Genomic DNA, 26,056 nt, shown 5'->3' with positions numbered 1-26,056 from the left:
GTTTTCATGTTTTCTGCATTGAGCACCGTTTTTCGACCTCTAATGCGGCTGGGGCTTGTTGCTCAAATTGTCCTGGGCATTGTCGCTGGTGTGCTTCTGGTCATTATATCCCCAGAGGCCGCGAACTCGGTGGGTTTGCTCGGGCAGCTTTTCGTGAAAGCACTGAAAGCCGTGGCGCCGGTGTTGGTTTTCGTGTTGGTGGCTGCAGCCATCGCAGGTCACAAGCAGGGGCAGCCCACGCACATCCGCGGCGTGCTGCTTCTCTATATAGTAGGAACACTTGCGGCTGCGGTGGTCGCAGTGATCGCCAGCTTTCTGATTCCTACTGAACTCTCTCTGGACTTGAGCGGTGTAAGCGGTAATCCGCCTTCGAATATCGGCGAAATTCTGAATAACCTGGTGCTCAGTGCTGTAAACAATCCCGTCAAAGCGCTTCTGGAAGCCAATTTCATTGCCATATTGGTGTGGGCGGTTGGCCTCGGCTTTATGTTGCGCACCGCTAGCGACACGACGCGCCAAGGTCTCGAGGACCTGTCAGAGGCCATTTCCGGAATCGTTCGTGGTGTTATTCGTCTTGCACCTTTGGGTATTTTCGGGCTGGTTGCCAATACGTTGGCGGAGTCGGGCATAGGTGCTCTGCTTGGCTACGGCCAGCTGCTTGGCGTTATTGTCGGCTGTATGCTTTTCGTCGCGCTGGTAACCAATCCGTTGATCGTATTCTGGCAGATTCGCCGAAACCCGTATCCACTGGTGTTCGAATGCCTGCGGGGTAGTGCCATTACGGCCTTCTTTACACGCAGCTCGGCAGCCAATATCCCCGTCAATCTTGCGCTGTCTGAGCGCTTGAACCTGGATTCTGACACCTACTCAATTTCTATACCTCTGGGTGCGACCGTCAATATGGCCGGTGCCGCTATTACTATTTCCGTGATCACTTTGGCTACCGCCCACACTCTTGGCATCCCTGTGGATTTTGGTACCGCGCTGTTGCTTTGTGTGGTCTCGGCTCTGGCGGCTTGCGGCGTTTCCGGTGTCGCCGGCGGTTCCTTGCTTCTGATTCCTCTGGCAACAAGCCTGTTCGGGATACCAACGGAAGTGGCCATGCAGGCGGTTGCTATCGGCTTCGTCATCAGCGTGGTTCAGGATTCTGCCGAGACGGCCCTGAATTCCTCTACCGACGTATTGTTCACCGCCGCGGCCTGTCATCGGGCCGACGCAAGACAGGGCTGAGCGATGGGCGCCATGGTCGATAAGGATGAATGAGATGCTATCAGATTCCCGAAACCTCATATTTGTCGGTATGCCGGGCAGCGGAAAAAGTACCGTGGGTGTGTTGGTCGCCAAGCGACTCGGGCTTGGTTTTATTGACACGGATTTGCTGATTCAGCAAAAAGCCGGCTGTACGCTTCAGGATATTGTTAACCAGCGGGGGTACCTTGCCCTACGACTGGTCGAGGAGGAGGTATTACTGCAGCTGAACGTGGAGAAACACGTCCTCAGCACAGGTGGAAGTGCCGTTTACAGCGATGCAGCCATGACGCACCTCAAAATGGGGGGTATCGTCATATTTCTGGATATCTCATTGGATACCGTGGCGTCACGGATCGGTGATTACAGCCTGAGGGGCATTTCGAAGCGGCCCGAGCAATCACTCATAGAGTTATATGAAGAGCGCTCAGCATTGTATTCCCGCTATGCTGATATCACGATTCAGGGAGATGCTCTGAGCCAGGAGCGGGTGTGTGAGGTACTGATAGAGCGGCTGAGTGCATATCATGCACATTAAGCAAGGAATAATGCGCCATGCGAAAAGATTGGCTTATCGGTATCGATCTGGGTGGCACTAAAACCGAAGTCATCCTGATGGACCGGCAGAGTAACGAGCACTTCAGAAGAAGGGTATCTACGCCTGTCGACTACCACGCTACCCTTAACACCATTCAGTCACTGGTGCAGGCTGCAGAACTAAAGGCAGGTGTCAGTGGCTTGCCTGTGGGTATCGGAATACCCGGCAGCGTTTCGGGCATCACCGGAAAAGTCAAAAATGGCAACTCCACCTGGCTTAACGGGCAAGCTATGCAGGAGGGTTTGTGCACTCTGCTGCAAAGGCCGGTAACCCTCACCAACGATGCCAATTGCCTGGCGCTTTCTGAGGCCACGGATGGAGCCGGCAGAAACCACAACCTGGTATTCGCAGCTATACTGGGTACCGGCTGCGGAGCTGGCATAAGTGTCGGTGCGCGGGTTCTAACCGGCCCTAACGGCGTTGCGGGGGAGTGGGGCCACAATCCGTTAGCCTGGACCCCACAGGCTGAGCTGGAGCGTCGCCCTTGCTTCTGTGGCCGCCACGGATGCAACGAAACCTTCCTGTCTGGAACCGGCCTGTCACTAACGCACAACCTGCTGACTGGTCAGGAACTGCTCAGCCGCGACATCGCCGAAACTGCTTTGAATGGTGATAAAGAAGCGGCTGAAACTCTTGATCAGTATCTAGAACATCTCGCCCGTGGCTTGGCAACTGTTATCAATCTTCTGGACCCGGACATCATTGTGCTGGGTGGCGGTATGAGTAATACCGAACAAATCTATCGTGAAGTGCCGGCGAGGTTGGCGAAGTACGTGTTTGGTGGGGAGTGTGCAACGCCTGTGGTAAAGGCCCTCCATGGAGATTCCAGCGGCGCGCGTGGCGCTGCATGGTTATCTCTCTAGGTTCACTATCTGGCGTGCCGGTTGTGGTCGCGGGGAGATAATCCTCGATCGGTGGTTTATCCTAGTGACCAAACTTTGCCTGGCCTTGACCGGGCGCGAGCCAACCCGAAGGAATTTCCTGATGAGCAATCTTCCGAAACTCACCGACGCTCTGCTGACCCTTGAAGACCGGGTTGCGGTGCTTACCTTCAATCGACACGACCTGCGTAACGCCTTGACCGGCTCCCATCTGATTGACGACATCGTTAACACGGCCGACTGGGCCAATCACTGCGACGACGTGTCTGTGCTGGTTATTACCGGCGCCGGTTCTGCCTTCAGCGCAGGCGGCAACGTCCGCGATATGGCCGAGCGAGGCGGTGACTTTGCCGGCGACGTGGCCGAGTGTGCGGACCGGTATCGCAAAGGCATACAGAAGATCCCGCTGGCGTTGCAAGGCGTGGAAGTTCCCGTTATTGCCGCGGTGAATGGTCCTGCCATCGGTGCCGGTTTTGACCTTGCTAACATGGCCGACATACGCATCGCTTCGGAAAAGGCCAAATTTGGCGAAACCTTCCTCAATCTGGGGATTATCCCCGGTGACGGGGGTGCCTGGCTCATGCAGCGCCTGATCGGTTATCAGCGTGCGTTTGAACTTACACTTACCGGCCGTGTTGTGGAGGCGAGTGAGGCCAAGGAACTGGGCATTGTCCTGGAGGTGGTGCCGGCTGATGAGCTGATGCCGACTGTGATGAAGATAGCAAAACGCATCGCCAGTCAGCCCCCGAAGGCGACCCGCCTGACCAAACGCCTTATGAAGATGGCCCAGCGTATGGAGCTGAAGGACTTTCTGGACCTTTGTGCTGTGTTTCAGGGTATGTGTCACAACGAGCCGGAGCACCTGGAAGCGGTAAACCGGATGCTGGAATCCATGGCAAAGAGGTGAGGACAGAGGGGTAAGCTCAGCGACGCACCGGCGCCGCACCCAGGTGCGCTCCACTGTCGATTAGGATGGTTTCGCCAAATTTGGCCTTCTCCGCCGCCCGGGTCATCTGGTAGGGGCCGATAGTATTGACTCACACGATTTGCATGCTCAGAATACTGTATATATAAACAGTTCACGGCGTGTGCCCGGGCTTTTTCTGTGGCTGATTGGCTCGGTCGCTGAAATGTGGAGGGAAGTGATGACAGCACTAGCTTCGATGTCTTTTATAATAGTGAGGCGTCGGTTCGATTTCAGGAGTATCGAAGTAGGGCGCTGGGTAACTCCGCATGAGCGGGACAGGGCGGCTGGCCGGTTTTACTGGGCATTGACCGATCTGCTGGTCATTCTCAAGGGCCCGGAAGCACTTGTTTCCCTGCGAGGCTCATTGGGCCTTCAGTATGGCATCGGCGGGCGGCCCGGAGTCGCTGCACACTATACTCAGAAGAGGCCAAAGCCGGGCTCTATCCAATGGGCCGACACCGGCAGGACATTAATGCCGCTTTTAAACGATATTTTGAGAGCCTTGGCAGGGCCCTCTTTCGGGAGCAACCCCCTGCGGTCATTAGCGAAATAGATGGCTAACGACTCGTCATCCTCAGATTTTCATGTATAATGATAAGTGTTCGCATTATCGTTTGTTTTTGTGCCCAAGCCTCCTTAAGCAGTTCTACCCGAGAACCAGATAGATAAACCATGGCCATTCCCGCCCTTGCTCATCTTTTTGTCGGTGATTTCGAACGCTATCGGGATGTACTGGTATTGAAGGGGCAGGATCAGCGGACAGGAATACCCGCAATGGATCTTGTTTCCGCCGAGGGTGTGGCGCGACTGCTTTGCGAGTATCAAAAGTCGCATTCCGGGAATGATCAGCGAGCACTCATCTCTCTTTGGTCCAAACACTATTTTTCAAAGCTGATCGTACCTGTGGCGACTGCCAATCTGGTGGCTGGGCACGAGCTCCCCGTCGCCCTGAATCAGATTGAGGTGATTATCGGGGAAGGCGGTGTTCCTGAGGCGTTCCGGTTGCCTCATGGGGGGCGACCATTCCAGGTGCCTCCAGAGAATCCATTCGAGCGCTTCCGGGAGCTGATGGATAACAACTTCTCTCCACTGATTGACGGTTGGTGCGATCACATCAAGATTTCACGTCGTGTGCTGTGGAGCAACGCAGCCACCTATTTCGAGAGGCTCATCCGCACTCTGGAGGCCGGCAGTGTGCCGCATCAAATGCTTGCGGATGGCCGCCAACTGATCGAGCTGGATAGACGACCAAACGGGTCCGTGAATCCTATGGCCAGTCCGGTTCGTTACGTAGAACGCGGCGAAGGGTGTGAGCCGCAACTACAGCGGCGGCACTGTTGCATACGCTATCGGCTGCCAGGTATGGCGCTGTGCGGGAATTGCCCCCATATTGATCGCCCCCCGAAGGGGGCAGTTCTACCAGAAGAACGGTGAGCTGATCGTGCGTTATGCCACTGCGATACGAGCACCTTCGCGGTGAGGGTGGGCCAGTATGGACATAGTCACTCCATAAATATCTTTCAGGGTTTGCGGGTTCATCAATTCATCCGGTGAGCCTTGTGTTAGCAGTCGCCCACTGTGCAGGGCTACCAGATGATCGCAAAACCCGGCCGCCATGTTGATGTCGTGTAGCACCACGACAACACCTATATCCAGCTCCTTCCCCAGTTTGCGTACCAGCGAAAGCACCTCAATTTGATGAGCAACGTCCAAGGCGGAGGTAGGTTCATCAAGCAACAAGAAACGGGCATTCTGAGCTAGCAGCATAGCCAACCACACTCGCTGACGCTCGCCGCCAGAAAGTTCATCCACGCTTCTATCACCGAAGATCTCAGTGTCGGTGAGCGCCATGGCCTGACTCACCTGTTTTGCGTCTTCGGGTGAAAATCGCCCCAGCGCCCCATGCCATGGGTAACGACCGAAACGTACCAGTTCCCGGGCGGTCAGGCCGTCCGTAGCGGGAGGCTGCTGTGGCAGATAAGCTACCTCCCGCGCCAAGGGGCGATCACCCCACTGGTGCAAATCCTTTCCTTCCAGGGTGACCTGGCCGGAAGAGGGCTTTAGCTGGCGGGCCATCAGTTTCAGCAGTGTCGATTTGCCCGATCCATTATGACCGATCAGGCCTACCATTTGGCCATGATCGAGGCTGAGGTCAATGGGGTGGAGCAGCGTTTTCTCCGCCATTCTGTAGCTGACGGCATCCAGTTTAAACATGGCAAAGGCTCTCTTTATGAATTCGGTCTTTCAGCAATAATATTTCGAAATTAGTGCCGGCTTGGCATTCGGTACATGCGCACCAGAAAGTAGCCGCCGCCGATCAGGGTGGCCACCAGCCCTGCGGGCAACTCATGGGGATAAACCAGCGAGCGGGCCAACCAGTCGGCCCAGAGCATCAGCAAACTCCCGATAACGAAGGCGCCCAGCATTTGCGGCAAGGCTCGCTGGTAACCCAGCAGTCTTGCAAGCTGTGGTGCCATCAAGCCTACAAACGACAAGGGGCCGACAACCAAGGTGGCCGCGGCGGTCATGAGCGCCGCCAGTAATAAAAGCAGGAGACGAGCCGGTGCCAGTGGCAAACCCAGTGAGTTAGCAGCACTGTCACCGAGAGGCAAAAGATCCAGCCACCGGCTTGCCAGCATCGCCATCAGTGCGAGGACCGGTGTTGCAACGATAAGTGCCCAGGCGTCGGACTGGTCAGAGAGCCAGGTAGACCCCGCCAGCCAGTTAAGAAGCATGATGGACTGGGCGTCGCCCATGGCCAGGATCATTCGAATGCCGGCGTCCAGAAGGGCTGAAAGAGCAATACCTCCCAGTAGCAAGCGCTGTGGGGAAAAGTTGCTGCGCCTGCTCAATACCAGAAGCGCGAGCAAAACCAGAGCGCCCCCCGCACCTCCCGCGAGGATCTGCAATCCACGGCTGCTGGCGCCTATCGTAAGAATTAACAACACCATACCCATAGCTGCGCCGGTACTGATGCCCAGTAGTTCCGGGCTGGCCATGGGGTTGCGAGTTAATCTCTGAACAATTACGCCGGCGCCGGCGAGCAGGGCGCCGGCCATCAGTGCTGTGGTCATTCTGGGCAGGCGCATGGCCAGCACCGCCGTCTCGCCATTAAAGCCTGTCCAACGCCAGCCTTCCCAGGTGGGGCCGAGAGACAGGGTGATAGCCAGACTTCCCAAAGTGATCAAACCGAGCACAAGCAAGCCGGTTTTGGAGAGCCTGCGCCGGTGAGGAACCAGGGATACAGGCTGGGAGGGTCGGGCAGGTATCAATCGGTTGCGGGTCAATACCCATAACAGAACCGGCCCACCTATCAACGCCGTGGCGGCACCGGTGGGAAATAACAGCTGCCCGAACGCGAGAGTCAGTTGTTGGGCAATGCCATCGGCCACCAAACAAATCAGTGCACCTGTGAGGGCGCCGCCCAGCATACGTTGACGTAGAGTCCGTGCACCCAGCAGGCGAACGATGGCAGGCGCCGCCAGGCCAATGAAACCAACGACACCCACATGGCTTACTGTCAGCGCCGTGAGATAGACCGCTAACAAAAGTGCAAGAATTCGGATGACACCAGGGGATAACCCTAACGACCGTGCCCCCTCCGTGCCCAGGTCCAGCGCTTGCAGCGGGCGCCAGAGTGCCAAGGCAATGCTCGCGGCCACGAGTAAACGGGGGAGTAACTCGAGAGTGCTGTTCCAGTCATTTTGGCTGAGTTCCCCGGCTCCCCAAATAAACAGCCCAGCGAGTTGTTCCTCATTGAACAACAAAATAACCGTGTTTATGGCTCCCAGGTAGAGGCTGACAATCAGTCCGCACAAGGTTAGTGTAAGTGGATCGAACCCGCGCCGAGCACCCATGAGCAAGACCAGACCAAGGGATGCGAGGCCTCCAATCATAGCCCAGGCTTCCCGCCATACAAGGAGGGAGGGAGACAGAAGCATGACCAGCCCCAGTGTTAGCTGTGCGCCTGCGGCAACGCCCAATGTGGTAGGTGCAGCCAATGGGTTGCGCAGCACTTGTTGTACCAGTGTGCCCGCAAAGCCAAGGGCGGCGCCGGTAAGCAGCGCGATCGTCAGCCTGGGTAGCAGGGTGTAATGCAGCACGGCTTGTTCGAAAGTCGAAGACTTGTTCAGTGCAAGAGCGCCAGGTAGTTGATACAAATTCTCAATGCTGGTGGCGGGAGACAACAGCAATCCCGCCACCAGTAATGACAGTGCAAGAAGTACCAGCCCAAGCTGTGAAGGTCGCGGTAAAACGAGCTGATTCATGGCTGCAACTCCCGGGCACTTTCCAGCAGTTGATCGGCAAGCATGCGGGCCATTCGGGGCACGCTGACTACGCCGCCGAACGTCCAGACTGGCCCTACGCCGGTTATGCGGCCATTGCGGGCCATGGGTAAATATGGCCATAGTCCGCTTGCTTGCAGTCGCTCCCGGTCAGCTTCCGGCCATGGCCGTATGTAGATCAGCCAGGCATCCGGATGGCCTCCCAGATTTGCAACTGTTCCCGGTGTGAAGCCCCAGAGGTTTGTGCTGCGGTGCCAGGCATTATTCAGCCCTGCCTGCTCCAGCGCCTGATTGAGCATTGAATTGTCTCCGTGAATACGCAAACGCCGGTCGTCCAGAAAACGCACGATGAATGCCATCTGACCGGCCAGCCCGGCCTGAGACAGCTGCTCTCGGATGTCAGAAAGCTCCTGTTCGGCCTTCGCAATAACTGCCTGGGCCTTATCTTCGCGATTCAGTATTTTTCCAAGAGCAAGCAGATGTTCACGGGCTTTAACCCAAGGGTTTGAATCGGCTTCGTAAGTGGTCTGTACCAGTGTTGGCGCAATGTCTCGCAACGCTGGCACTGCTGCTTCCAGGTGGCCTGACACCAGAATCAGATCCGGTTTTAGCGATCGTATAGCTTCCAGATTGGGAGCCTGCCGACGACCCACCGACTTTACCGATTCTGGCGCCCGCGGCTCCACTACCCATTCCCGGTAGCGCTCAATTTCCGCCACGCCCACTGGCGTGACTCCCAGCGCCAGCAGGTGCTCTGCCAACCACCAGTTCAGCGCCACAACACGTTTGGGCGTTTCGCTCTGTTGCGGCTCGTCGACACGGTGTAAGACCAGATCATCTGCACTAACGGTGAGGCTTATCAACATGAGGACAAGGGCTCGCAGTGCGTGCCCCGGGTGCTTGCCAAACAGCATGCAATCAATAGTCCACGGAATAGGTCAGGGTGTACGTACGGCCCTGGCCCTTGAAATCGAAAAGATTTTCAAAGCCGTAGAACAGTTGGGCCCGTTGGCCCCAAACAGTATCGTACTGTTTATCCAGCAGGTTAGTGACAGAGAAATTGATACGCCCCAAGGGCAACTCCCGGGCTGTCAGCAAGTCAAATGTGGTAAATCCATTGATTTCATCGCCGGCATCGTCATCAATGTCGAACGCATGGGAACCCTGAAGGCGCGCAGAGTTCTGGCTGTCTCGCCACTGAACAAAAGCTGTGGCGTTAGGCAGGCTCGCAGCGGTTACAAGATTTTTCTGCCAGCTGCCGTCAGTATCTTTTATTTCAGAACGTACATAGTGTGCGGTTCCTCCCAGAGACCATTGTTCGTTTGCCCGCCAGGTGAGGGCGCCTTCCAAGCCGTAATCCCGGGTTTTGTTATCTTCTATATCTACTGTCAGAGTTGTGCGGTTGGTGACTGCCTCTTTATCAGACCAGGTGTAATAAGCGGCTACCTGGGCATCCCACTGTTTTTTGTAAGTGCGCCATCCCAGTTCCACCTGGTTGGTCTTCAGGCCGGGTATGGCGTTGTCGTCGATGTTCAGAGAGTCGGTTAACACGTAGCGGCCGCCAATCAGGCTGTAGTTACCCCGGCCGGCTACCTTACCCGGATCCGGGATTTCAAAGCCCTGGCTCACATTGGTCCAAATCTGCTGATCGTCATTCAGGTTATAGATCGCGCCCGCATTCAGCAGGGTTACATCGTAATCGTTTTCGCCCCCTGGAATGGCGTCCGCACCTGTTGCCAGCCCTCGCTCCACCTCGACCGCTTGCTGCGTACCTACGAAATCTTCCATATCGAGGCGCGCATGCCTCTGGCGGATGCCGGCATTTAACTGGAGCCTTTCGGTAGCCTGCCACTCAGCCTGGAAAAAGGCTGCGATACCTTCCACACGGTAATCCGGATAACGGTCGACCGTGAACTCCTCATCAAACGTCATGCCGCCACTGGGGAACGCGGTAGCATTGTCGAAAATCATCTGATTTGCGGAAAAATCTTCTCGATCAAGGTCTATACCGTAGTTGAGCCGAACGCTGCCAAAATTCTTTGCCAGTAGCCCTTTGAGCAGGTATTGACGGGTGTCCTGGCTTGAGGCGCCAAAGTAACTTTGGGGCAAGGTTGCGCGTTGATAAGGGTAGGGGTGAAAGCCGGATTCCTCGTTGCGCATCGAAGCCTGTACGTAAGCTGTGTGGCCGAGGAAATCCAGATGCTGCCATGCCAGATTGAACATGTAGCGTTCGGTTTGAGGGTCGCGGTCGCTGGAGAATCCATTACGAATTTCAGGATCGTTTATCTGAGAAAGGTAGGGACCAAGCCAGACGCCTTGGTCACCCTGGAAACCGGAGTTATAAAATTGGGCGGTCAAATCGAGATTCTGGTTTTCATTGATGCGAATTTGAGTGCTTCCCAACACGTCTACGCTGCGGTTGTACTGCAGATCAGTTTGGGAGATGTCCGGCATGATAGGGTTGCCATCACCGTCGTACATTGCACCATTGTCTTCGGTTGCAATAGCCAGGCGGCCCTTTATGGTGTCGTTACCACCGGCGATGGACTGACCAAAACGGAACGTACGATCCTCAGAGTTATTAAAGCCACTGGAAACACCTACTTCTGTGCTGAGCTGTGCACCGCCCGCCCGACCTTTCTTGGTGATGATGTTGACGATGCCGCCAGTGCTGCCTCCTCCGTAAACGGCCGTAGCACCAGAAAGCACCTCAATGCGCTCGATATTGAACGGATCAATCGAATCGAATTGCCGGCTTAGTCCGCGGGAGCCATTGAGTGATACACCATCTATCATCACCAGTACGCTGCGCCCACGCATGTTCTGGCCATAGTTGGTGCGGGTTTCCGGGGCGAGATCCATGCTCGGTACCAGTTTGCCAATAACTGTTTTCAGATCCTGGCCGGAGCGGAACTGCTCTTCCAGCTCCTCGTCTTCCAGAACCCAGACCGAACCAGGAATCTGGCTGATTTGTGCCGGGGCGCGGCTGCCAACTACAACCAGTTCATTCAGGGATTGTGGCGCAGCCTGAACAGCGAATGGTGCGGCTATCGCCAGCGACAGTAGAGTTCGGTATGCAGAGAGTCGGGCAGCCATTAAGTAGTTCTCCTGATAAAATCAAAACGCGATTGTAAATGATTATCAGAAAGATTCAATTGAAATGAAAGGATCACGATTACAATCAGTAGGAGGAGTAAGGGCAATTCTGGGGAAGGAAGCCTGGGGGCAGTTCTATCTGGTGAGAGTTTGCTTTTGCTGGCGCGAGTGGTGCTTGCTGGTGCAACAACGGTTGTCGAGATCTTTGAGGGCGTCTCCATTTTCGCCTTCGGAGCTTCCATACTCACCCCAGGCATGGAAGCCGGGTACGGCAATGCCAGCCTTGCGCGGTCGGAGAAGTTGCCGGGTGTTCAGCCGCAGAGATCCCGTTGACAACTTTTGAGCGTCGCTATTCCGGGCCTGGCAAGTATGATGAAATCAAACTCTGCGATGCTGTTCAAGATACCGCACAGCATCACTGCGCAGTGGCAGGTTCAGCGCATCGAAAAGGTCTCTGCGCTCGTAACCCAGGTCTGAGAGAACATCATCTTTCTCAGCCAGTAGTGACATAGCCATACGCCGAAACTGTTGGCGCCGGGAATAATTCTCCATCCAGGACAAAGAGCGTTGCCCGGTTAACTGGTCATTTCTTCTGATGCTCAGCATGGTCGCCACCCGCCTTCATACCTTCGCGAATTGAAAGCACTGGATTGTTCAGGAACGACATAATCCGTGCATTGTAATAACAGGGTGATGCTCTGAGACCATTCAATCAAACGAAAAGAATTTAACTCTGCATTCAAATATGCTTAAGTCAAAAGCCCGCATTCAAGAATGAGGCGTAATCACGTGACAATACCGTTGCTGGATAATGAGGTCCTCAGAACCTTCGTGGCTATTTCCGAGTGCGGTACTTTTACCGGTGCAGCCAAGTTGGTACACCGAACGCCTTCAGCACTCAGCATGCAAATCAAGCAGCTGGAGCAGAATCTTGGCAAATGCCTGTTTATTCGCGAGCCGCGACAGGTCCGCCTCACAGCTGAGGGCGAGGCGCTTCTGGACTACAGCCGTCGACTGTTGCGATTAAATGAGGAGGCAGTGCAGTATTTTCTGTCGCCGACTTTGGAGGGCAAGGTAGGCATAGGAACATCAGACGATGTTGGAACGCGAATTTTGCCCGAGGTGCTTGCCCAGTTTGCGCGTTCCTATCCGGCTGTGTTGGTGAATGTTGTCGTTGGCTCGAGTAAGCAAAACCTGGCTCGGCTGGATGCTGGCGAGCTGGATTTGGCTCTGGTTACCGTTGCGGATGAAGTCCGGGACATTCGCGGTGAGGTCGTTTACGAAGAGCCGCTGATCTGGGTAGGGCGGGAGGATGGTTCCGCATTTCTGAGAACGCCTCTTCCAGTAGCGGTGGCTCACGAAGGCTGTTCCTGGCGGCGAATGACACTGCGCGTGCTTGATAGTGCTGCAAAGCCTTACCGGATTGCTTACACCTGTGAACATTGCTCGGGCCAGGAGGCCGCTATGGTTGCGGATCTCGCCGTCGCATCTTTCCCCAAGAGTCTTGTACGCCCGCCACTCAAAGAGATAGTTAACCAGGGTTTACCCGAGATCGGCTCCTACCAACTGGCACTCGTTCGTAAGGGCTCCAACGAACTGAACGACGCATTGGCGCTTCATGTGAGGGAAGCATTCAGGAATCTGCAGAAATCTTGATAGCGCTCGGCTCAAGCGCGAAGCTGTGTGCCAAAGCGGGATTGGATCTGACGTCAGATAATAATCGCAGCACTTTTACGTTGCTGTACAATCAAATCATGACATTACTAATTTTGCTCTTTTTTACAGTTGCCATCGCAGTAGCGACTCTGTTGCCCTTGTGGCGTAACCCCCATTGGAGCGTTCGGAGTTTCGATTTTCCGCGTTTGCAGTTAGCGGTGTTGGCCTTGTTGTTGGTGTTTATTGATCTGTTTTTTCTGGATCTGAGTCGGCCTTTGAGTTGGGTGTTAATTGTTGTGGCAGGGCTATCGCTGGCCTCACAGCTTTGGTGGATTTTGCCCTATACAGCGATTTGGCCGAAGGAGGTCAAAGACGCGCGGGCGAAAAGCCCTGATCGGACCTTGGCCATTCTGACATCCAATGTACTCACGCATAATCGGAACGTCGAGGCATTGCTGAAACTCGTTGAACAGCACCAACCCGACATTCTTGTGACGCTGGAGTCCGATCAGTGGTGGGAAGACCGGTTGGTGGCGTTGGAAAACGAAATGCCTTACACCATCAAGTGCCCGCTGGATAACCTGTATGGCATGCACGTGTTCTCCCGGTTGCCGCTGTACGAGCCTGTAATGCGCTTTCTGATTGAAGACACGGTGCCCTCCATGCATGCCCTGGTTGAGCTTCGATCCGGTGATAAGGTGAGAGTGCATTTTGTGCATCCTGCACCGCCCAGCCCCACGGAAAACGACGAATCAACAGAACGGGATGCAGAACTGGTTATTGTCGGGCGCAGCGTTGCCGACAGTGATGAGCCGGTGATTGTAACGGGTGATCTGAACGACGTGGCCTGGTCGCCGACAACTCGTTTGTTCCGCAAGATAAGCGGTTTGCTCGATCCAAGGGTAGGGCGAGGGTTTTACAGCACGTTTCATGCTGATTATCGGTTGTTAAGGTGGCCCCTGGATCATTTGTTTCACAGCCATCATTTTACGCTTGCCTCCATTACCCGTTTGCCCTCGATAGGATCGGATCACTTTCCATTGCTCACCCGTGTGATGTTTGCTCCAGCTCACGGACAAGATCAGGAACCGTTGCGACCCGATGGCGATGATCGTGGCCGGGCGCAGGAAATTGCCCAGAGTAAGAGGGCCAGTAAGAAGGATGTGCCCTAGCGGGGTCGATAACTTATCAGGAGAAAGGGCCCCTCTTGCGAGAGGCCTTTTTTTGCGATCTTCCTATAGAACGACTACTTGATCCACTTATCACCCCAATGGGTAATGTCGTACTTTGGTTCAACTAGTAATGAACGCGCATTTGCTGCAGGTTGTGCGTCCTCGGCTGCCGCAATTTCTCTGTCGATCACTCTGGTTGAAAGCGACAGCCAACTGGTGACAAACGCTGCGGCATCGCCGTGGATCTCCAGCGCGAGTTCGTCCACGTTGGTGATGTCATCACACGCTGCGTGATAGCAAGCGTCGTATGGCGCGCCTGCCTCACCGCCATATTTGGCAGCCTGCTCTTCGGTTTTTATCCCTTCCGCGCCAGTAAACAGTCCCCCAAACGCAATACCGACCTCAAAGAACCGGGCGTAGTCAGACCGGAAGCTTATCTCGGTACCCTCCGATGCTATGCCACGCAGGCTGAAGTATTTTTCAAAAAGCGCCTCAGTGGCCGCCGAGCCCGGAGGGCCGGCAAGGTCAAAATCAGAGCCATCACCATCGTAGATAAAGTTGCCAAAGTTGGGCGAACCAATCATGTCGTAGTTCAGGTATACCTTGATATTGTCCTGTTCTTGCTGAGAGAGGCTGTTTACATAGAAGGTCGAACCTACCAGGCCAGCTTCCTCGGCGCCCCACCAGGCAAAGCGAACCTGGTTACGAGGGCGCGCCCGTTTCATTTGCAGGGCCAGTTCAAGCAAGGCGGCGCTGCCGGACCCGTTGTCGTTTATACCGGCGCCTTCAAACACAGAGTCAAGATGCGCACCGGTCATTATTACGTTATCGGGTTTGCCGCGGCTGGTTTGAGCTAGCACGTTGAAAGTTTCGGTTTGCTCCCTCACTACGTTAGCGACAATTCGGAGCTCCAGGTCAGGTTGGTCGACCCAACCCGCACCTATGTCGTAGGTCGTAAACAAAACCGGAATCCCACCGGCGTAATCGTCGCCCAGAGTGGCATTAATCAAACCTTTGCGGTCGTCGGTGTTGCCCTGATTAAAAATAACCACGCCAATGGCGCCGGCATTAGCTGCATTGGTGGCTTTGATTCCAAAGCCACAGAGGCCCCGTTGAACAATGGCAATGGAGCCTGCCGGGAAGTCTATAAAGTCATCTGCTTCACAGCCGCTCGTCGACGTATTATCGGAGCCGAGCTGCACCGCGACAGGCACTGCAGTGCCTGATACATCACCGGGCTCGGTCTGAGAGAGGTAAGTGAAATCCTCGTCCCATACATAATCCGTTGGAGTGGGTGCTATCACTTGTAGTACGCCATCACCGGCAGGATAAAATGCGTTGAATGGGAAAGGCTGGATGGTGACCTCGTACCCGGCGCCCTCAAGCGTGGTTTTGATGTAATCAACCGACGCCTGGTAACCGGATAATCCGGCAGCCCGGTTGCCATCGTTAGCTTGAGCAATGCCGTAGAGCATATCCAGATGATACTGAATGTTGCTGGCTTGCATACAACGAGGCAAGCCGAGCGGGGTGCTGTTGAGAATGCCGAATCGACACTCGAACGGACTTATGTGGCCAGGGCTCCAGAAGGCATTATATAGGTCGGCGGTGGATCTGTTGCCTGAGCTGGCCAGGGCGGTTGTGGCGAATAAAAAAGATCCTATCGCCACGGTGCGGCTTAGGGTGCTGATGTTCATTTGAGTTCTCCAATCCTGGGAGGTTTTTTTGTTAAGTCCGCTGGTAGCGGACTGTCAGCACAGGGTGCCTGACTGGCTTGTAAACGGGCCCCCGAGCACCACAGCTTCCTTCGATGCCATCGGTAAGCCTAGTTCGGAATATTTTGTCCTGCCAGACGAAAAACATTAAAAAAAATACCGCTAATTCATAGACATGTCGCTGTTAAAGGAGTGTTTATCCTGTACGTTACTGAGCACAGTTATTGTCTCCACTTAAACAGACGCTACCCTGAGGGGCCTCCTGATGAAAAAGCACTGCCTGCTTGCGATTGCCATTGCGACCATGCCACTGATGGCACAGGCCGAGATTACAACGGCGACCTTATATCCTTCCCATGCGGAACTTACCTGGGAGCAAAGTGCAAACGTAACGTTCGGCCCGGGAACCGTTGAGATTGAGGGGCTGCCGGTTAGCCTTCAGGATCAGAGTTTGCAAGTAGCGTTTGAAGGGGGCGCGGGATCACAGGTTCGGCAGGTTCAGATCAGTCGTGTGGAGCAAGCAGAATTTGTGGCAGGAGAAACTCGGAGAATCCGCGATGAGTTGTCTGCTGTAACCTTGCGGATTCAAGAACAGGAGGATTCGATTCGAGCCTGGAACCAGCAGGTTACCCTTATGAGCAAAGCAGCGGAGTCTCCGCACGAACTGTCGGCTTCAGAGCTGAATGACATGGCTGCCGCGTTGAAGAACACAACACAGAGTGCGTTGTCGGAAATACGGACGATTCGTACAAGAATGACCGACGATATTGCCTTGAAGGACCGTTTAATCCGCGAGCTGTCCCAGGTTAAACAGAGTGCAAGGACAACCAAAAAGGTTGTGGTGCACTATCTGGCGCTCAAAAATGGCGAGCTGCAGGTAAAGCTCAGGTTTCAAACGCCCGATGCCAGTTGGCGGAGTGAATACAATGCCCGCCTGAAAACAGAACTTGAAGGTGGGGCTGGTGACGGAGTTAATGGAGAGGTGACGCTTGAGCACCTCGCTGTTGTGCAGCAATCAACCGGAACCAACTGGGAGGATGTTGAACTGCGCCTCGCGACTGCAAACGCCCGACGGGGCACCGCCATGCCGCCGCTGTATTCCTGGGTTGTTAGCCCTCAGCCGCCCCAGGCCTACCGCTCGAAGACATCGGCGCCGATGGCTGATATGGAGGCGGAGATGCTCATGGGAAGCAGTGTGGCGGTTGTCGAGCGTCAAAGCACGTTTACACAGAGCTACAAGGTGCCATTGCCGGTTGATATTCCCAGTGGCAGTTCAGGGCAGCGGCTGACAGTTGCAGAACACGTGATTCCGGTTAAGGTTGCGACCTGGACGGCGCCAGTCATGGACACCACTGGTTATTTGCATGCAACTGGTACATTCCAGTCGGAGGCACCCATACCTGCCGGCCGTTTAACGTTATATCGGGATGGACAAAGTGTGGGTGAAAGCCAGTTGCCGGAGCTGACAGGCGGCGAAGAACTTACGCTCGGGTTCGGAGTAGATGAAGGCATCCGGGTCGCTGTTGTGAACGAACTGGAACGCACCGGAGAGGAGGGTGTGTGGAAGAGCGAGAACGTTCAGCGTCGACAAAACCGGTTTGAGATCACGAACCACCACTCGAAAGCTGTGCAGGTACGAATTTTTGACCGGCTTCCTGTGTCGCAGAAGGATATTCTTATCGTTAAGCCACTGGAGATCAGTGAGCCCGTTGAACGGAATGTTGATGACGAAAAGGGTGTCCTGGCGTGGAATCGCGAAGTGCCCGCCGGTCAGACCGTTAATGTGAAATCGGGGTTTGAGATTCGGGTTCCTGAGGGGACCGCACTACCAAGACTTTAACGGCTGAGGCAGGGCGCATTGGCTGCGTATTATGCAGCCAATGCAAAGCTGCAGCCTGTGCACAGAAACCTACTTCGGATAGCCGGTTATATCCCGGATTTTCTGGTACAGCGGCTGAAGTTGTGGGTACATGCGCAGGTAAACTTCGGAGTAGAGCCTTTCATATAGCTCGCGCGCTTCGGGGCTTGGTTGGAACACATCGCCAACCCGGGTCATCTCCGCTACAGCGGTTTTAAAATCAGGGTGAAGGCCCAGGCCAACAGCGGCATCAATCGCAGCACCGAGCCCCGAGGTTTCATAGGTGTGGGGGCGCTCGGCCGGCAAACCGAATACGTCGGCGGTTAACTGCATCGCCGCATCGCTTTGAGAGCCGCCACCCGCAACCCGAAGTTTCCGGATTTTAACGCCGCTGCGCTTTTCGATCTTTTCTTTGCCTTCTCGCAGTGCGTAAGCCAGGCCTTCAAGAATGGCTCGGTAGATATGCGCGCGGGTGTGAACATCGCCGAAACCAATGATAGAGCCTTTGGCTTCCGGCCCGGGCTGGCGCACACCAGGTGACCAGTAGGGCTGCAGCATCAGGCCCATGGAACCCGCTGGTACAGCTTGAACCAGTTCATCAAACAGCTCTTCCGGTTCAATACCGCGTTGCTCGGCAATTTTACGCTCTCGTAAACCGAATTCGCGTTTAAACCAGCTCACCATCCAGAAGCCCCGGTAAATCATCACTTCTGTGGAGTAATGCCCGGGCAATGCGGAAGGATAGGGCGGCATCAGACGTACCGGTTCCACATAGCGTTTGTTGGTGGCATTTATAGTCGCGGTTGTGCCATAACTCATGCAGCCTATGTCTGGCGTCAAGCCTCCGGAGCCGAGTATCTCACAGGCTTTGTCGGAAGCTGCTGCAATCACCGGCAGATCTCCCGAAAGTCCTAAGTGGCTGGCGGCTTCTGTGGTGAGATGGCCCAGAGTGGAGCCCGGGCTGACCAGCTCTGGCAGCATAGATTCTTTTACCGGCATGGTTTGCCACTTGAAATCCCGGTGGCCGGCCCAACGGTGCTTTTTGTAGTCAAATGGCAGGTAGCCGACCTGACTTCCGGTGGAATCCCGGAACTCGCCAGTTAAACGGTAGTTCAGGTAGCCGGACAGCAAAACAAAATGTCGGGTTTTGTCCCAGATTTCCGGCTGGTTCTGGGCAATCCAGGTGGCCTGGGTGTTCTCCCGAAAGCGATTAATAGTGTCTTCAAGCCGCGCCAGTTTGAACAGCCAGCCCCAGGGGCCTTTCACCGGGCCATCGACCCGGGCGTGCCGTTGGTCCAGCCAGATAATTGCCGGGCGCAGCGGTTTGCCGTGTTCGTCGAGGTTAATAACCGTACCACGCTGAGTTGTGACGGTAACGCCCACAACCCTGTCTGGTGTGATGTCTGTAGATTCCCAAAGCTGAGCGCAAGCTTTGCCGAGGTTTTCCCAGAAATACTCAGGCTGTTGCTCCGCCCAGCCCGGCTGCCTGGAAAAGTACGGCTGAATCTCCTGCCTGCCTTTGGCGACAAGATTACCGCGAGTATCGAAGAGCAGGGCGCGTACGCTCTGGGTACCGTTATCGATGGCGAGAATCAGCGGGTCAGACGGCATGCGTCGACTCCGGATGGCCCGGGAGGGAATAGGCTTCTCTCCATAGATCCATGTACCGGACCTCTTCGGCACGCCACTGGTCATCATTCCAGTTGAGAGTGCTCTGACAGTGTTGTTTCACTAACGGCAGTAATGCTTTGCCGCCTTCAGGCGCTATCAGGCCAAGCCGGGTGCGGCGCAACATAAGATCATCCAAGTGCTTTACGTCTTCGTGCTTGCAGGCCCAGACAACTTCGGCCCACAGCAGCTCGCCCGGTACAGAGCCGGAGGCCGCATCATCGCTAACGGGTACGGTAGGCCCAGCCTGCAGAACCGCGCATAGGTCCGAACCGTAAAAGCCCGTAAGCCGCTGCCAGTTCTGATGGTTTATGTTTGCTGGGCGCAGTAGCCGGGGCGCGGGTCGAAACACCGGACCGCTCTCCGGTCGCAAGTGCTCTTCACCTCCCAAGCCTCTGGAAAGCGCTTCCCTTGCGATCAGTCGGAAGGTGGTCAGCTTGCCGCCGGCAATGCTGATTAACCCCATGTCTTCGCGGAATTCATGTTCACGGCTTTCTTTTGACGGGGCTTTAGGGCCGGCGGTGCTGTGTTCTGCAGTGACGACTGGTCGAACGCCTGCCCAGGTGGAAAGAACGTCGCTTCGGGAAATTGCTGCGCCCGGGAACAGTCTCGTGGATATGCGCAACAAATAATCTACTTCTTCGCCGGCAATGCGCGGTTCCTTGTCCAGGCTTTCTTTATGATCAAGATCCGTCGTGCCCAGCACCGTTGTACCGGCCCAGGGAAACGCGAAAACCGGGCGTTTGTCATCCGGGTGGAACAGGGAAACAGAACAGGAGACTGGCAGCTTGTGCCACGGCAGAACCAGATGGCTTCCTCGCAGCGGCCGAATTGTCATGGGTTTCTCATCACTATCTGGCTGCTGAAGCCGATCTGCCCATACACCTGTCGCATTGATGACCAGAGGCGTATTAACGATGAATGCCTCGGTGTCGTCTTCCGCTTGCAGTTCAAGCCCGCTAACCTTGCCGTCGGTGCGCAGAACCTTCACCGCTTTAACGTAGTTCAGACACCATGCGCCATCCTGACGGGCCTCGGTGATGACCCGTTGTACCAGACGGGCGTCATCGGTTACTGCATCGGTAAAGCTGCTGGCGCCGGTCAGCTTTTCGGTGTTCAGACCGGGCACCCATTGCATCGTCTCCCCCGGTGTCAGCAGTTGACGTGAATGAGTGCGAGATATCCAATCGTAGACCCTTAGCAGAACCTGAAACAGGCGCGGGCCGGGAAACTGGCGCTGAAAGTGCGGCATGATAAAACGCAAGGGCTCGATAAGCCCCGGTGCCTCGTCCATCAGGCGCTGGCGTTCGGTAACAGCGTCTCTGGTCAGCCGGTACTGGCCGCCCCCAAGATAGCGCAGGCCGCCGTGCACCATCTTCGAAGATCGGCTGGACGTTCCCCAGGCAAAATCCCGCTGTTCAACCAGCAGGGTTTTCAGGCCGCTACCGGCAGCTTCCCGCGCTATACCGGCACCGGTAATGCCGCCGCCAACCACCACAAGATCAAACGTGCGGGGTCTGCTTTGAAGTTCTCTGAGCAATGAGTCTCGACGCTTCATCAGCGCTATTCCACCAGGGTTTTGGGGTTGAGAATACCTTCGGGGTCAAAGGTTTTGCACAGGGAGTGAATGGCCAGCATTCCAAGTGCACCTTTTTCAATCGGCAGGAAGGGCGCGTGATCTTTGCCAACACCGTGTTGATGGCTGATGGTGCCACGATTGCGCACGATCAGTTCAGAGGTTGTGTTCTTCAGATGCTTCCAGCGCGCTAAAGTCTCTTCATAGCTGTCTGCAACACGGAAAACATAAGTGGTGTATATGCTGCAGCCCTGGCCGTAAAAATGCGACAAGTGAGTGAATACGTGTGTGCGTTCATCTTTGCTTTCATCACGGGTCTGTAGCCCGCCGCGAAGGCTGCTTTCCATCAAGCCAAGCAGGTGATCAACGTTGTCCCAGTCGGTTGCGGTTTCCAGAGTGTCCACGGCGTAACCCATCTGCCACAGTGCTTCCCGGAGGTAGGGCATGGTGAAGCGCTTTTCGGCCCACTTTTTACCCAGCCGGGTTCCGGTATACACGCCTTTGTGTTCCGAGCAGATGCGTTTGGCTTCCTGTTTGGCACTGTCGCACTGCCTGCTGGTGCCAGTTAGCCCGAAGGTCATCATGCACTTGCCTTCGGCAGAGCCGCGCAGGGAAAGTACTTTTTCGAGCATGCCGATAAGGTGTGGGTGCCCCGCAAGCGCCAGCTGGGTTTCAGTTTCGATGGCGTTGCTCAGGCGCAACATGGAAAGCTGGGTACGATTTTGTACGAGTTTACGGCAGGCGGTGCGGGCTTTATCCCAGTCCGGGAAAAATACAACGTGAAAGCTTTCCTGTTCCGGCAGGCGGCTGACTCGCACCTTAATTTCGGTAATCAAGCCAATGCGGCCCTCGGAGCCAAGGATCATCTCACGAATGTCCGGGCCAGCACTTGAAGCCGGAATCGTGGGCAGGTCCAGCGTACCTTTGAGTGTTTCGACACGGCCGCCGGCAAATAACTGCTCGATCCTGCCGTAACGCAATGACTGCTGTCCGCTGGAGCGCGAGGCTACCCAGCCGCCAATGGTTGAGAGTTCAAACGATTGGGGGAAGTGCCCGAGCGTGTATCCGTGAGCCCGTAACTGGGATTCGACAAGGGGCCCCGGGGTACCTGCGCCGAATGTGGCAATCTGGCTCTCCCGGTCGAGGTCAATCAGGCGGTTCATGCCACCCATGTCCACGGTGAGTACCGGTTTGTCGCTCTCCAGCGGGTTGATGTGGCCTGCAACGCTGGTGCCGCCACCATAGGGGATCAGTTCAATGCTGCCGGCCTGCGCATACTGAAGAAGTTTCTGCACGTCGAGGCTGCTCTCAGGGCAGGCGACACCATCGGGGAAAACGCCGAAATCACCGCTGCGCATGGCCAGCCAGTCCGGCAAGCTTTGACCGCGAGCGTGGCGCACCCGTACTTCGGGGCTGGTGTCGATCAGCTTATCAACGGTGGCATCAGCCGGCAGGCGTGACTCCGGAACCTTGGCGCAGACAGACTCCAAAGAGGCATCGCTCAGAGGCTTGCCGGAACCCACACGTTCTGAAAGAAAGCTCCGCCCCTGTGTCGGTAGTTCCAGATTAAACTGCTCATCGCCCCAGCCGTTCCAGCGTTGCATCAAAGTACACTCCAGTGTTGATTGAACCAGATAGCATTCTATCGGTTTATGCGATGCTCACACTGTCCCATAACGACATTGACTGTGTCATTTGCCGACACAGCCCTGGATGGCAGAGAGATAGGGAAGGGAGTAGAAAGCTACCTACTATCCGTTGGTACGCAGGCGTTCCCGGAGTTGTTCGAGGCGCTTGCGTATTTCTTCCCGGCGCTCCTGTTCGTTTGCGGGCGGTGGCGTTGAACGGCCGGGCCGATTGGTAATATCCGGCACCTGAACTTGCTGATCGGGTTCTTGCTGGATGTTGTCGGCGTCTGATGAGAAGGTCATTCCGGAACTGCTGTCAGACTCCGGGAAAAACAGGTTTTCCAGCTTGCCAGCGCGATCAAGGATAACGCGGTTGGGATAAACAGAGCGTAGTTTGGCGTTGCCAGGCAGTTCATCGCCCACCAGGTAGACCTCCGTCTTGCTTTTGTCGTCTTCTATTAATGCACTACCCGGAAAGTCTCCATCGGATGCAAGAATGCCCCGAAGAAAAAGCCGAAGGTTCGTTTCTGGCAGGTCTTCAGTATTTTCCGGCGCCTCAGCGCCGCCTGTCTGCGCAGTGCCAAAAAAATCCAGGGAGGCAAGAGGCAGAGCCGGGGCGCTGGGTTTTTCTGTGAGCGTTTGTGCCGCCGGCTGGTTGCTCTGAGCCGCCTGGCGGCTTTCATCCTGCCAGAAACTGTAGGTCTGCCATGCTGTCACAACGACCATGGCCAAGCCTGCGGCGAGGGCCAGAATGAGCGGAACTCTTTGATTTATTGAGAGCATTGATCGTCCAGAATGCAAGTTCGCAAGCCGCCGAAAAGCCTCTGGCCGAGCAAAAGCGGCCAAGGGAGCGGCAAAAGTCCCACAGGTTATCAGAATAGCGTCTTTTATTGGGAGTATAGTGCACAGAGTTATTCAGCGGGCCTATGTCCTGTGATAGCCTTCCTTCTGATTGCCTTAGCCTTATAAGAACGAGGACAACCTTGAGCACAGAAACCGAACTTCAGCCGCTGGATGCTCCGCTGGGTCGTCTTCCCTTTACCTTTGCGAAGCGTAACGGCGTTATTTTGACCCGCTCGGAAGAGGGTGCCCCGGTTATTCTGGTCAGGCCTGGCGCTCCGCATTCTGCGTTGGCGGAAGCCAACAGGATAAGCGGCGGTCGTGCGCGATTTGCCACCATTGAGCCCGACCACTTTGATCAGGCGCTGAATGCGGCTTATCAAAACGACTCTGCAGAAGCCATGCAGATGGTCGAGGGTATTGGCGATGATATGGATCTGGCTTCGCTCGCCGATTCGGTCCCGGAAACGGAAGATCTTCTGGAGCAGGAAGACGACGCGCCGATTATCCGCCTGATCAATGCGATTCTGACCGAGGCAGTGAAGAGCAGCGCTTCGGATGTGCACATCGAAACCTATGAGAAGCGCCTGATTGTACGGTTTCGCGTTGATGGCGTGTTGCGTGAAGTCGTGCAACCCAAACGAGCGCTGGCACCGTTGCTGGTTTCACGAATCAAGGTTATGGCAAAGCTGGATATCGCCGAAAAGCGGGTACCTCAGGACGGCCGGATTGCGTTGAGAGTGGCCGGCCGTGAGGTAGATATCCGTGTCTCTACCATGCCGTCATCCGGTGGCGAGCGGGTTGTTCTGCGTTTGCTGGATAAACAGGCGGGTGCGATACGCCTTGAATCTCTGGGAATGGCGCCAGACGACCTGAAAATCCTGCGCAAGCTGATTCACCGGCCTTACGGTATATTGCTGGTTACCGGGCCTACAGGGTCGGGTAAATCCACAACCCTGTATGCGTCGTTGCAAGAGATTAACGACCGCAGCCGAAACATCCTTACGGTCGAAGATCCTATCGAATACAACCTGCCGGGCATTGGCCAGACCCAGGTAAATCCAAAGGTTGAAATGACATTTGCCCGGGGCTTGCGAGCTATTCTGCGGCAGGATCCCGATGTGGTGATGATTGGTGAAATCCGGGACCTGGAAACCGCCGAAATTGCCGTTCAGGCCAGTCTCACCGGTCACCTTGTGTTATCTACGCTGCACACCAATACGGCGGTTGGTGCGATTACCCGGCTGATGGATATGGGCATTGAACCCTTCCTGATTTCATCAAGCCTGGTGGGCATTGTGGCCCAGCGTCTTGTACGGGTGCTATGCAAGGAGTGCCGAGAGCCGTATACGCCCACCGAAGAGCACTGCGAATTTTTGCAGCAGGAATTTGTCAATCCGCCAACCATTTATCGGGCAAAAGGCTGTGAGCACTGCAACCAGTTAGGCTATCGCGGACGTATTGGTATCTATGAAGTGGTTGAAGTAACCGAGGAGATTAGCGCTTTGATTCACAAGCGTGCAGGAGAACTGGATCTGGAGCGGGAAGCCCGGCTGAAAGGCCCGAGCATTCACGCAGACGGTGTCCGGAAAATTCTTGATGGCGTCACCACGTTGGAAGAGGTGCTTCGCGTAACGCACCGGGGCCAATAAGCCATGCCTGCCTACGAATACAAGGCTCTTGATGCGCGGGGAAAACAGAAACAGGGTGTGCTAGAGGCCGACGCCCCTCGTGCAGTGCGCCAGCAGCTCCGGGAAAAAGGCCTTACACCGCTTGCAGTGGAACCGGCAGCTCAAAAGCCAAGCCGCAGCAACCCGCTTAGCGGGCGAGGTTCTCTTACAGCCGCCGATCTTGCGCTGGTTACACGCCAGTTGGCAACCTTGATCCAGTCTGGCATTCCCATTGAACAAGCGCTTTCGGCAACGGCCCAGCAAACCACCCGTCCCCGTACCCGCGGTATGTTGATCGCCATTCGTGCGAAGGTTATGGAAGGTTATACCTTGGCCGATAGCCTCGGCGAATTCCCGAAAGCCTTCCCAAGACTCTACCGCTCAACCGTTGCTGCGGGAGAGCATGCCGGGCATCTGGATCTGGTTCTGAACAGGCTGGCGGATTACACGGAGAGCCGACAGGAATCGCGCCAGAAGATACAGCTAGCCGCGATTTACCCCATCATTCTGAGCTTTGTAGCAATCGCCATTGTCGTCTTTCTGTTGACCTACGTTGTGCCCGATATTATTGAGGTTTTTGTGAAGCAAGGGCAGGAGTTGCCCGGACTGACGTTGGCGATGCTGGCAATGTCGGGATTTCTTACCAGTTACGGCGCCTACCTCTTTATTTTGCTGGCTGGCTGCCTGATGGCATTCCGATTTGCCCTTACCAAACCGGCTATCCGCATGCGGTTTCATAAACGCCTGCTGCACTTGCCCTTGTTTGCCGGAATGGTGCGGGGCGTTAACACGGCACGTTATGCCAGCACGCTGAGCATCCTGACAACCAGTGGTGTTCCTCTGGTAGATGCTATGAGGATTGCAGGTGAGGTACTTTCCAACGACTATCTGCGCCAGGAACTCAGAGACGCCGCGCGAAAAGTCAGTGAAGGAGGCTCTCTGCACCGGGCACTGGATCAGTCCGGCTACTTTCCGCCGATGATGCTGACGATGATCGCCAGCGGAGAGGCCAGCGGGGAGCTGGACAGCATGCTGGAACGTACTGCAAGGATGCAGGAAAATACGCTGCAATCGAAAATAGCCGCTATCGTCGGGCTTTTTGAGCCGATGATGCTTTTGGTAATGGGTGTGGTCGTACTGATTATTGTGATGGCCATCATGCTGCCCATACTGAACATGAGCAATCTGGTCGGCTAA

General features: G+C 55.4%; 22 protein-coding genes and 1 pseudogene. 13 read left to right on the top strand and 10 right to left on the bottom strand.

The window, feature by feature from the left end:
- Positions 1-6: 6 nt before the first annotated feature.
- From sstT to fhuF, 7 genes and pseudogenes are all read left to right on the top strand, one after another.
- Positions 7-1,230 carry a serine/threonine transporter SstT gene (sstT, locus tag FFI90_RS06375; RefSeq protein WP_144777030.1) on the top strand — a complete coding sequence of 408 codons (1,224 nt, stop codon included), beginning with the start codon at positions 7-9 and terminating at the stop codon, positions 1,228-1,230.
- A 34-nt stretch (positions 1,231-1,264) separates the two neighbouring features.
- Positions 1,265-1,786, top strand: a complete 522-nt coding sequence (locus FFI90_RS06370) for a shikimate kinase (protein WP_144777029.1) — start codon at positions 1,265-1,267, stop codon at positions 1,784-1,786.
- Positions 1,787-1,803: 17 nt separating this feature from the next.
- Positions 1,804-2,709, top strand: coding sequence for an ROK family protein (locus FFI90_RS06365; protein WP_144777028.1), 906 nt, complete (start codon positions 1,804-1,806; stop codon positions 2,707-2,709).
- Positions 2,710-2,830: 121 nt separating this feature from the next.
- Positions 2,831-3,634 carry an enoyl-CoA hydratase-related protein gene (locus FFI90_RS06360; protein WP_144777027.1) on the top strand — a complete coding sequence of 268 codons (804 nt, stop codon included), beginning with the start codon at positions 2,831-2,833 and terminating at the stop codon, positions 3,632-3,634.
- Between the two features lie 223 nt (positions 3,635-3,857).
- A pseudogene (locus FFI90_RS20500) lies at positions 3,858-4,109 on the top strand (CLCA_X family protein); the annotation flags it as partial.
- 32 nt (positions 4,110-4,141) lie between these two features.
- Entirely contained in the window at positions 4,142-4,255 is a 114-nt protein-coding gene (locus FFI90_RS20495) for a hypothetical protein (RefSeq protein WP_425463080.1), read from the top strand.
- 111 nt (positions 4,256-4,366) lie between these two features.
- Entirely contained in the window at positions 4,367-5,128 is a 762-nt protein-coding gene (gene fhuF, locus FFI90_RS06350; RefSeq protein ID WP_246123370.1) for a siderophore-iron reductase FhuF, read from the top strand.
- A 12-nt stretch (positions 5,129-5,140) separates the two neighbouring features.
- Here fhuF and FFI90_RS06345 read toward each other — a convergent pair whose 3' ends face one another.
- Genes FFI90_RS06345 through FFI90_RS06330 form a run of 4 tightly spaced genes read right to left on the bottom strand, consistent with a single transcriptional unit; the run spans position 5,141 to position 11,076 of the window.
- Entirely contained in the window at positions 5,141-5,908 is a 768-nt protein-coding gene (locus tag FFI90_RS06345; protein ID WP_144777026.1) for an ABC transporter ATP-binding protein, read from the bottom strand.
- A gap of 50 nt (positions 5,909-5,958) precedes the next feature.
- Entirely contained in the window at positions 5,959-7,962 is a 2,004-nt protein-coding gene (gene fhuB, locus FFI90_RS06340) for a Fe(3+)-hydroxamate ABC transporter permease FhuB (RefSeq protein WP_186317921.1), read from the bottom strand.
- Complete coding sequence (locus FFI90_RS06335) at positions 7,959-8,894, bottom strand: ABC transporter substrate-binding protein (protein ID WP_144777024.1); 936 nt, start codon at positions 8,892-8,894, stop codon at positions 7,959-7,961. The genes fhuB and FFI90_RS06335 overlap by 4 nt, the downstream gene beginning before the upstream one ends.
- A 4-nt stretch (positions 8,895-8,898) precedes the next feature.
- Positions 8,899-11,076 carry a TonB-dependent receptor gene (locus tag FFI90_RS06330; protein WP_144777023.1) on the bottom strand — a complete coding sequence of 726 codons (2,178 nt, stop codon included), beginning with the start codon at positions 11,074-11,076 and terminating at the stop codon, positions 8,899-8,901.
- A 150-nt stretch (positions 11,077-11,226) separates the two neighbouring features.
- Here FFI90_RS06330 and FFI90_RS06325 point away from each other — a divergent pair, with 150 nt between their 5' ends.
- Positions 11,227-11,409, top strand: a complete 183-nt coding sequence (locus tag FFI90_RS06325; RefSeq protein WP_144777022.1) for a hypothetical protein — start codon at positions 11,227-11,229, stop codon at positions 11,407-11,409.
- A 45-nt stretch (positions 11,410-11,454) separates the two neighbouring features.
- Here the strand turns inward: FFI90_RS06325 and FFI90_RS06320 are convergent, their stop codons facing one another.
- Positions 11,455-11,682, bottom strand: coding sequence for a hypothetical protein (locus FFI90_RS06320; RefSeq protein WP_144777021.1), 228 nt, complete (start codon positions 11,680-11,682; stop codon positions 11,455-11,457).
- 183 nt (positions 11,683-11,865) lie between these two features.
- On the opposite strand from FFI90_RS06320, the gene FFI90_RS06315 reads away from it, so the two are divergent.
- The gene (locus FFI90_RS06315; RefSeq protein WP_144777020.1) at positions 11,866-12,732 is read left to right on the top strand and encodes a LysR substrate-binding domain-containing protein; all 867 of its coding nucleotides are present in this window, start codon (positions 11,866-11,868) and stop codon (positions 12,730-12,732) included.
- A 98-nt stretch (positions 12,733-12,830) separates the two neighbouring features.
- Positions 12,831-13,904, top strand: coding sequence for an endonuclease/exonuclease/phosphatase family protein (locus tag FFI90_RS06310; RefSeq protein WP_144777019.1), 1,074 nt, complete (start codon positions 12,831-12,833; stop codon positions 13,902-13,904).
- A 74-nt stretch (positions 13,905-13,978) separates the two neighbouring features.
- Here FFI90_RS06310 and FFI90_RS06305 read toward each other — a convergent pair whose 3' ends face one another.
- A complete protein-coding gene (locus FFI90_RS06305; RefSeq protein ID WP_144777018.1) occupies positions 13,979-15,601 on the bottom strand; it encodes a M28 family metallopeptidase in 1,623 nt (540 codons plus the stop codon).
- Positions 15,602-15,884: 283 nt separating this feature from the next.
- On the opposite strand from FFI90_RS06305, the gene FFI90_RS06300 reads away from it, so the two are divergent.
- Positions 15,885-17,459, top strand: coding sequence for a DUF4139 domain-containing protein (locus FFI90_RS06300; RefSeq protein ID WP_144777017.1), 1,575 nt, complete (start codon positions 15,885-15,887; stop codon positions 17,457-17,459).
- Between the two features lie 69 nt (positions 17,460-17,528).
- Here the strand turns inward: FFI90_RS06300 and FFI90_RS06295 are convergent, their stop codons facing one another.
- From FFI90_RS06295 to FFI90_RS06280, 4 genes are all read right to left on the bottom strand, one after another.
- Positions 17,529-19,088, bottom strand: a complete 1,560-nt coding sequence (locus FFI90_RS06295; protein ID WP_144777016.1) for an FGGY-family carbohydrate kinase — start codon at positions 19,086-19,088, stop codon at positions 17,529-17,531.
- Positions 19,078-20,703, bottom strand: coding sequence for a glycerol-3-phosphate dehydrogenase/oxidase (locus FFI90_RS06290; RefSeq protein ID WP_144777015.1), 1,626 nt, complete (start codon positions 20,701-20,703; stop codon positions 19,078-19,080). The genes FFI90_RS06295 and FFI90_RS06290 overlap by 11 nt, the downstream gene beginning before the upstream one ends.
- Before the next feature lie 5 nt (positions 20,704-20,708).
- Positions 20,709-22,325 carry an FAD-binding oxidoreductase gene (locus FFI90_RS06285; protein ID WP_144777014.1) on the bottom strand — a complete coding sequence of 539 codons (1,617 nt, stop codon included), beginning with the start codon at positions 22,323-22,325 and terminating at the stop codon, positions 20,709-20,711.
- Positions 22,326-22,472: 147 nt separating this feature from the next.
- A complete protein-coding gene (locus FFI90_RS06280; protein WP_144777013.1) occupies positions 22,473-23,132 on the bottom strand; it encodes a type II secretion system protein N in 660 nt (219 codons plus the stop codon).
- 200 nt (positions 23,133-23,332) lie between these two features.
- Between FFI90_RS06280 and gspE the strand changes: the two genes are divergently transcribed.
- Together gspE and gspF are read left to right on the top strand one after the other, a co-directional pair.
- Positions 23,333-24,841, top strand: a complete 1,509-nt coding sequence (gspE, locus tag FFI90_RS06275) for a type II secretion system ATPase GspE (RefSeq protein WP_144777012.1) — start codon at positions 23,333-23,335, stop codon at positions 24,839-24,841.
- 3 nt (positions 24,842-24,844) lie between these two features.
- The gene (gspF, locus tag FFI90_RS06270; RefSeq protein ID WP_144777011.1) at positions 24,845-26,056 is read left to right on the top strand and encodes a type II secretion system inner membrane protein GspF; all 1,212 of its coding nucleotides are present in this window, start codon (positions 24,845-24,847) and stop codon (positions 26,054-26,056) included.

Source organism: Marinobacter maritimus, assembly GCF_007671675.1.
Lineage (GTDB): Bacteria > Pseudomonadota > Gammaproteobacteria > Pseudomonadales > Oleiphilaceae > Marinobacter > Marinobacter maritimus.
The sequence above is the reverse complement of the archived record's forward strand: the minus strand, read 5'-3'. Positions and strand labels throughout refer to the sequence as shown.

What these genes read in the sequence shown, in the direction of transcription:
- FFI90_RS06330 (WP_144777023.1), bottom strand. Translation starts at nt 11,076, where the DNA reads ATGGCTGCCCGACTCTCTGCATACCGAACTCTACTGTCGCTGGCGATA.
- FFI90_RS20495 (WP_425463080.1), top strand. Translation starts at nt 4,142, where the DNA reads ATGGGCCGACACCGGCAGGACATTAATGCCGCTTTTAAACGATATTTT.
- FFI90_RS06335 (WP_144777024.1), bottom strand. Translation starts at nt 8,894, where the DNA reads ATGCTGTTTGGCAAGCACCCGGGGCACGCACTGCGAGCCCTTGTCCTC.
- sstT (WP_144777030.1), top strand. Translation starts at nt 7, where the DNA reads ATGTTTTCTGCATTGAGCACCGTTTTTCGACCTCTAATGCGGCTGGGG.
- FFI90_RS06305 (WP_144777018.1), bottom strand. Translation starts at nt 15,601, where the DNA reads ATGAACATCAGCACCCTAAGCCGCACCGTGGCGATAGGATCTTTTTTA.
- FFI90_RS06290 (WP_144777015.1), bottom strand. Translation starts at nt 20,703, where the DNA reads ATGAAGCGTCGAGACTCATTGCTCAGAGAACTTCAAAGCAGACCCCGC.
- FFI90_RS06365 (WP_144777028.1), top strand. Translation starts at nt 1,804, where the DNA reads ATGCGAAAAGATTGGCTTATCGGTATCGATCTGGGTGGCACTAAAACC.
- fhuB (WP_186317921.1), bottom strand. Translation starts at nt 7,962, where the DNA reads ATGAATCAGCTCGTTTTACCGCGACCTTCACAGCTTGGGCTGGTACTT.
- FFI90_RS06280 (WP_144777013.1), bottom strand. Translation starts at nt 23,132, where the DNA reads ATGCTCTCAATAAATCAAAGAGTTCCGCTCATTCTGGCCCTCGCCGCA.
- FFI90_RS06320 (WP_144777021.1), bottom strand. Translation starts at nt 11,682, where the DNA reads ATGCTGAGCATCAGAAGAAATGACCAGTTAACCGGGCAACGCTCTTTG.
- fhuF (WP_246123370.1), top strand. Translation starts at nt 4,367, where the DNA reads ATGGCCATTCCCGCCCTTGCTCATCTTTTTGTCGGTGATTTCGAACGC.
- FFI90_RS06310 (WP_144777019.1), top strand. Translation starts at nt 12,831, where the DNA reads ATGACATTACTAATTTTGCTCTTTTTTACAGTTGCCATCGCAGTAGCG.
- FFI90_RS06370 (WP_144777029.1), top strand. Translation starts at nt 1,265, where the DNA reads ATGCTATCAGATTCCCGAAACCTCATATTTGTCGGTATGCCGGGCAGC.
- FFI90_RS06295 (WP_144777016.1), bottom strand. Translation starts at nt 19,088, where the DNA reads ATGCCGTCTGACCCGCTGATTCTCGCCATCGATAACGGTACCCAGAGC.
- FFI90_RS06345 (WP_144777026.1), bottom strand. Translation starts at nt 5,908, where the DNA reads ATGTTTAAACTGGATGCCGTCAGCTACAGAATGGCGGAGAAAACGCTG.
- gspF (WP_144777011.1), top strand. Translation starts at nt 24,845, where the DNA reads ATGCCTGCCTACGAATACAAGGCTCTTGATGCGCGGGGAAAACAGAAA.
- FFI90_RS06285 (WP_144777014.1), bottom strand. Translation starts at nt 22,325, where the DNA reads ATGCAACGCTGGAACGGCTGGGGCGATGAGCAGTTTAATCTGGAACTA.
- FFI90_RS06300 (WP_144777017.1), top strand. Translation starts at nt 15,885, where the DNA reads ATGAAAAAGCACTGCCTGCTTGCGATTGCCATTGCGACCATGCCACTG.
- FFI90_RS06360 (WP_144777027.1), top strand. Translation starts at nt 2,831, where the DNA reads ATGAGCAATCTTCCGAAACTCACCGACGCTCTGCTGACCCTTGAAGAC.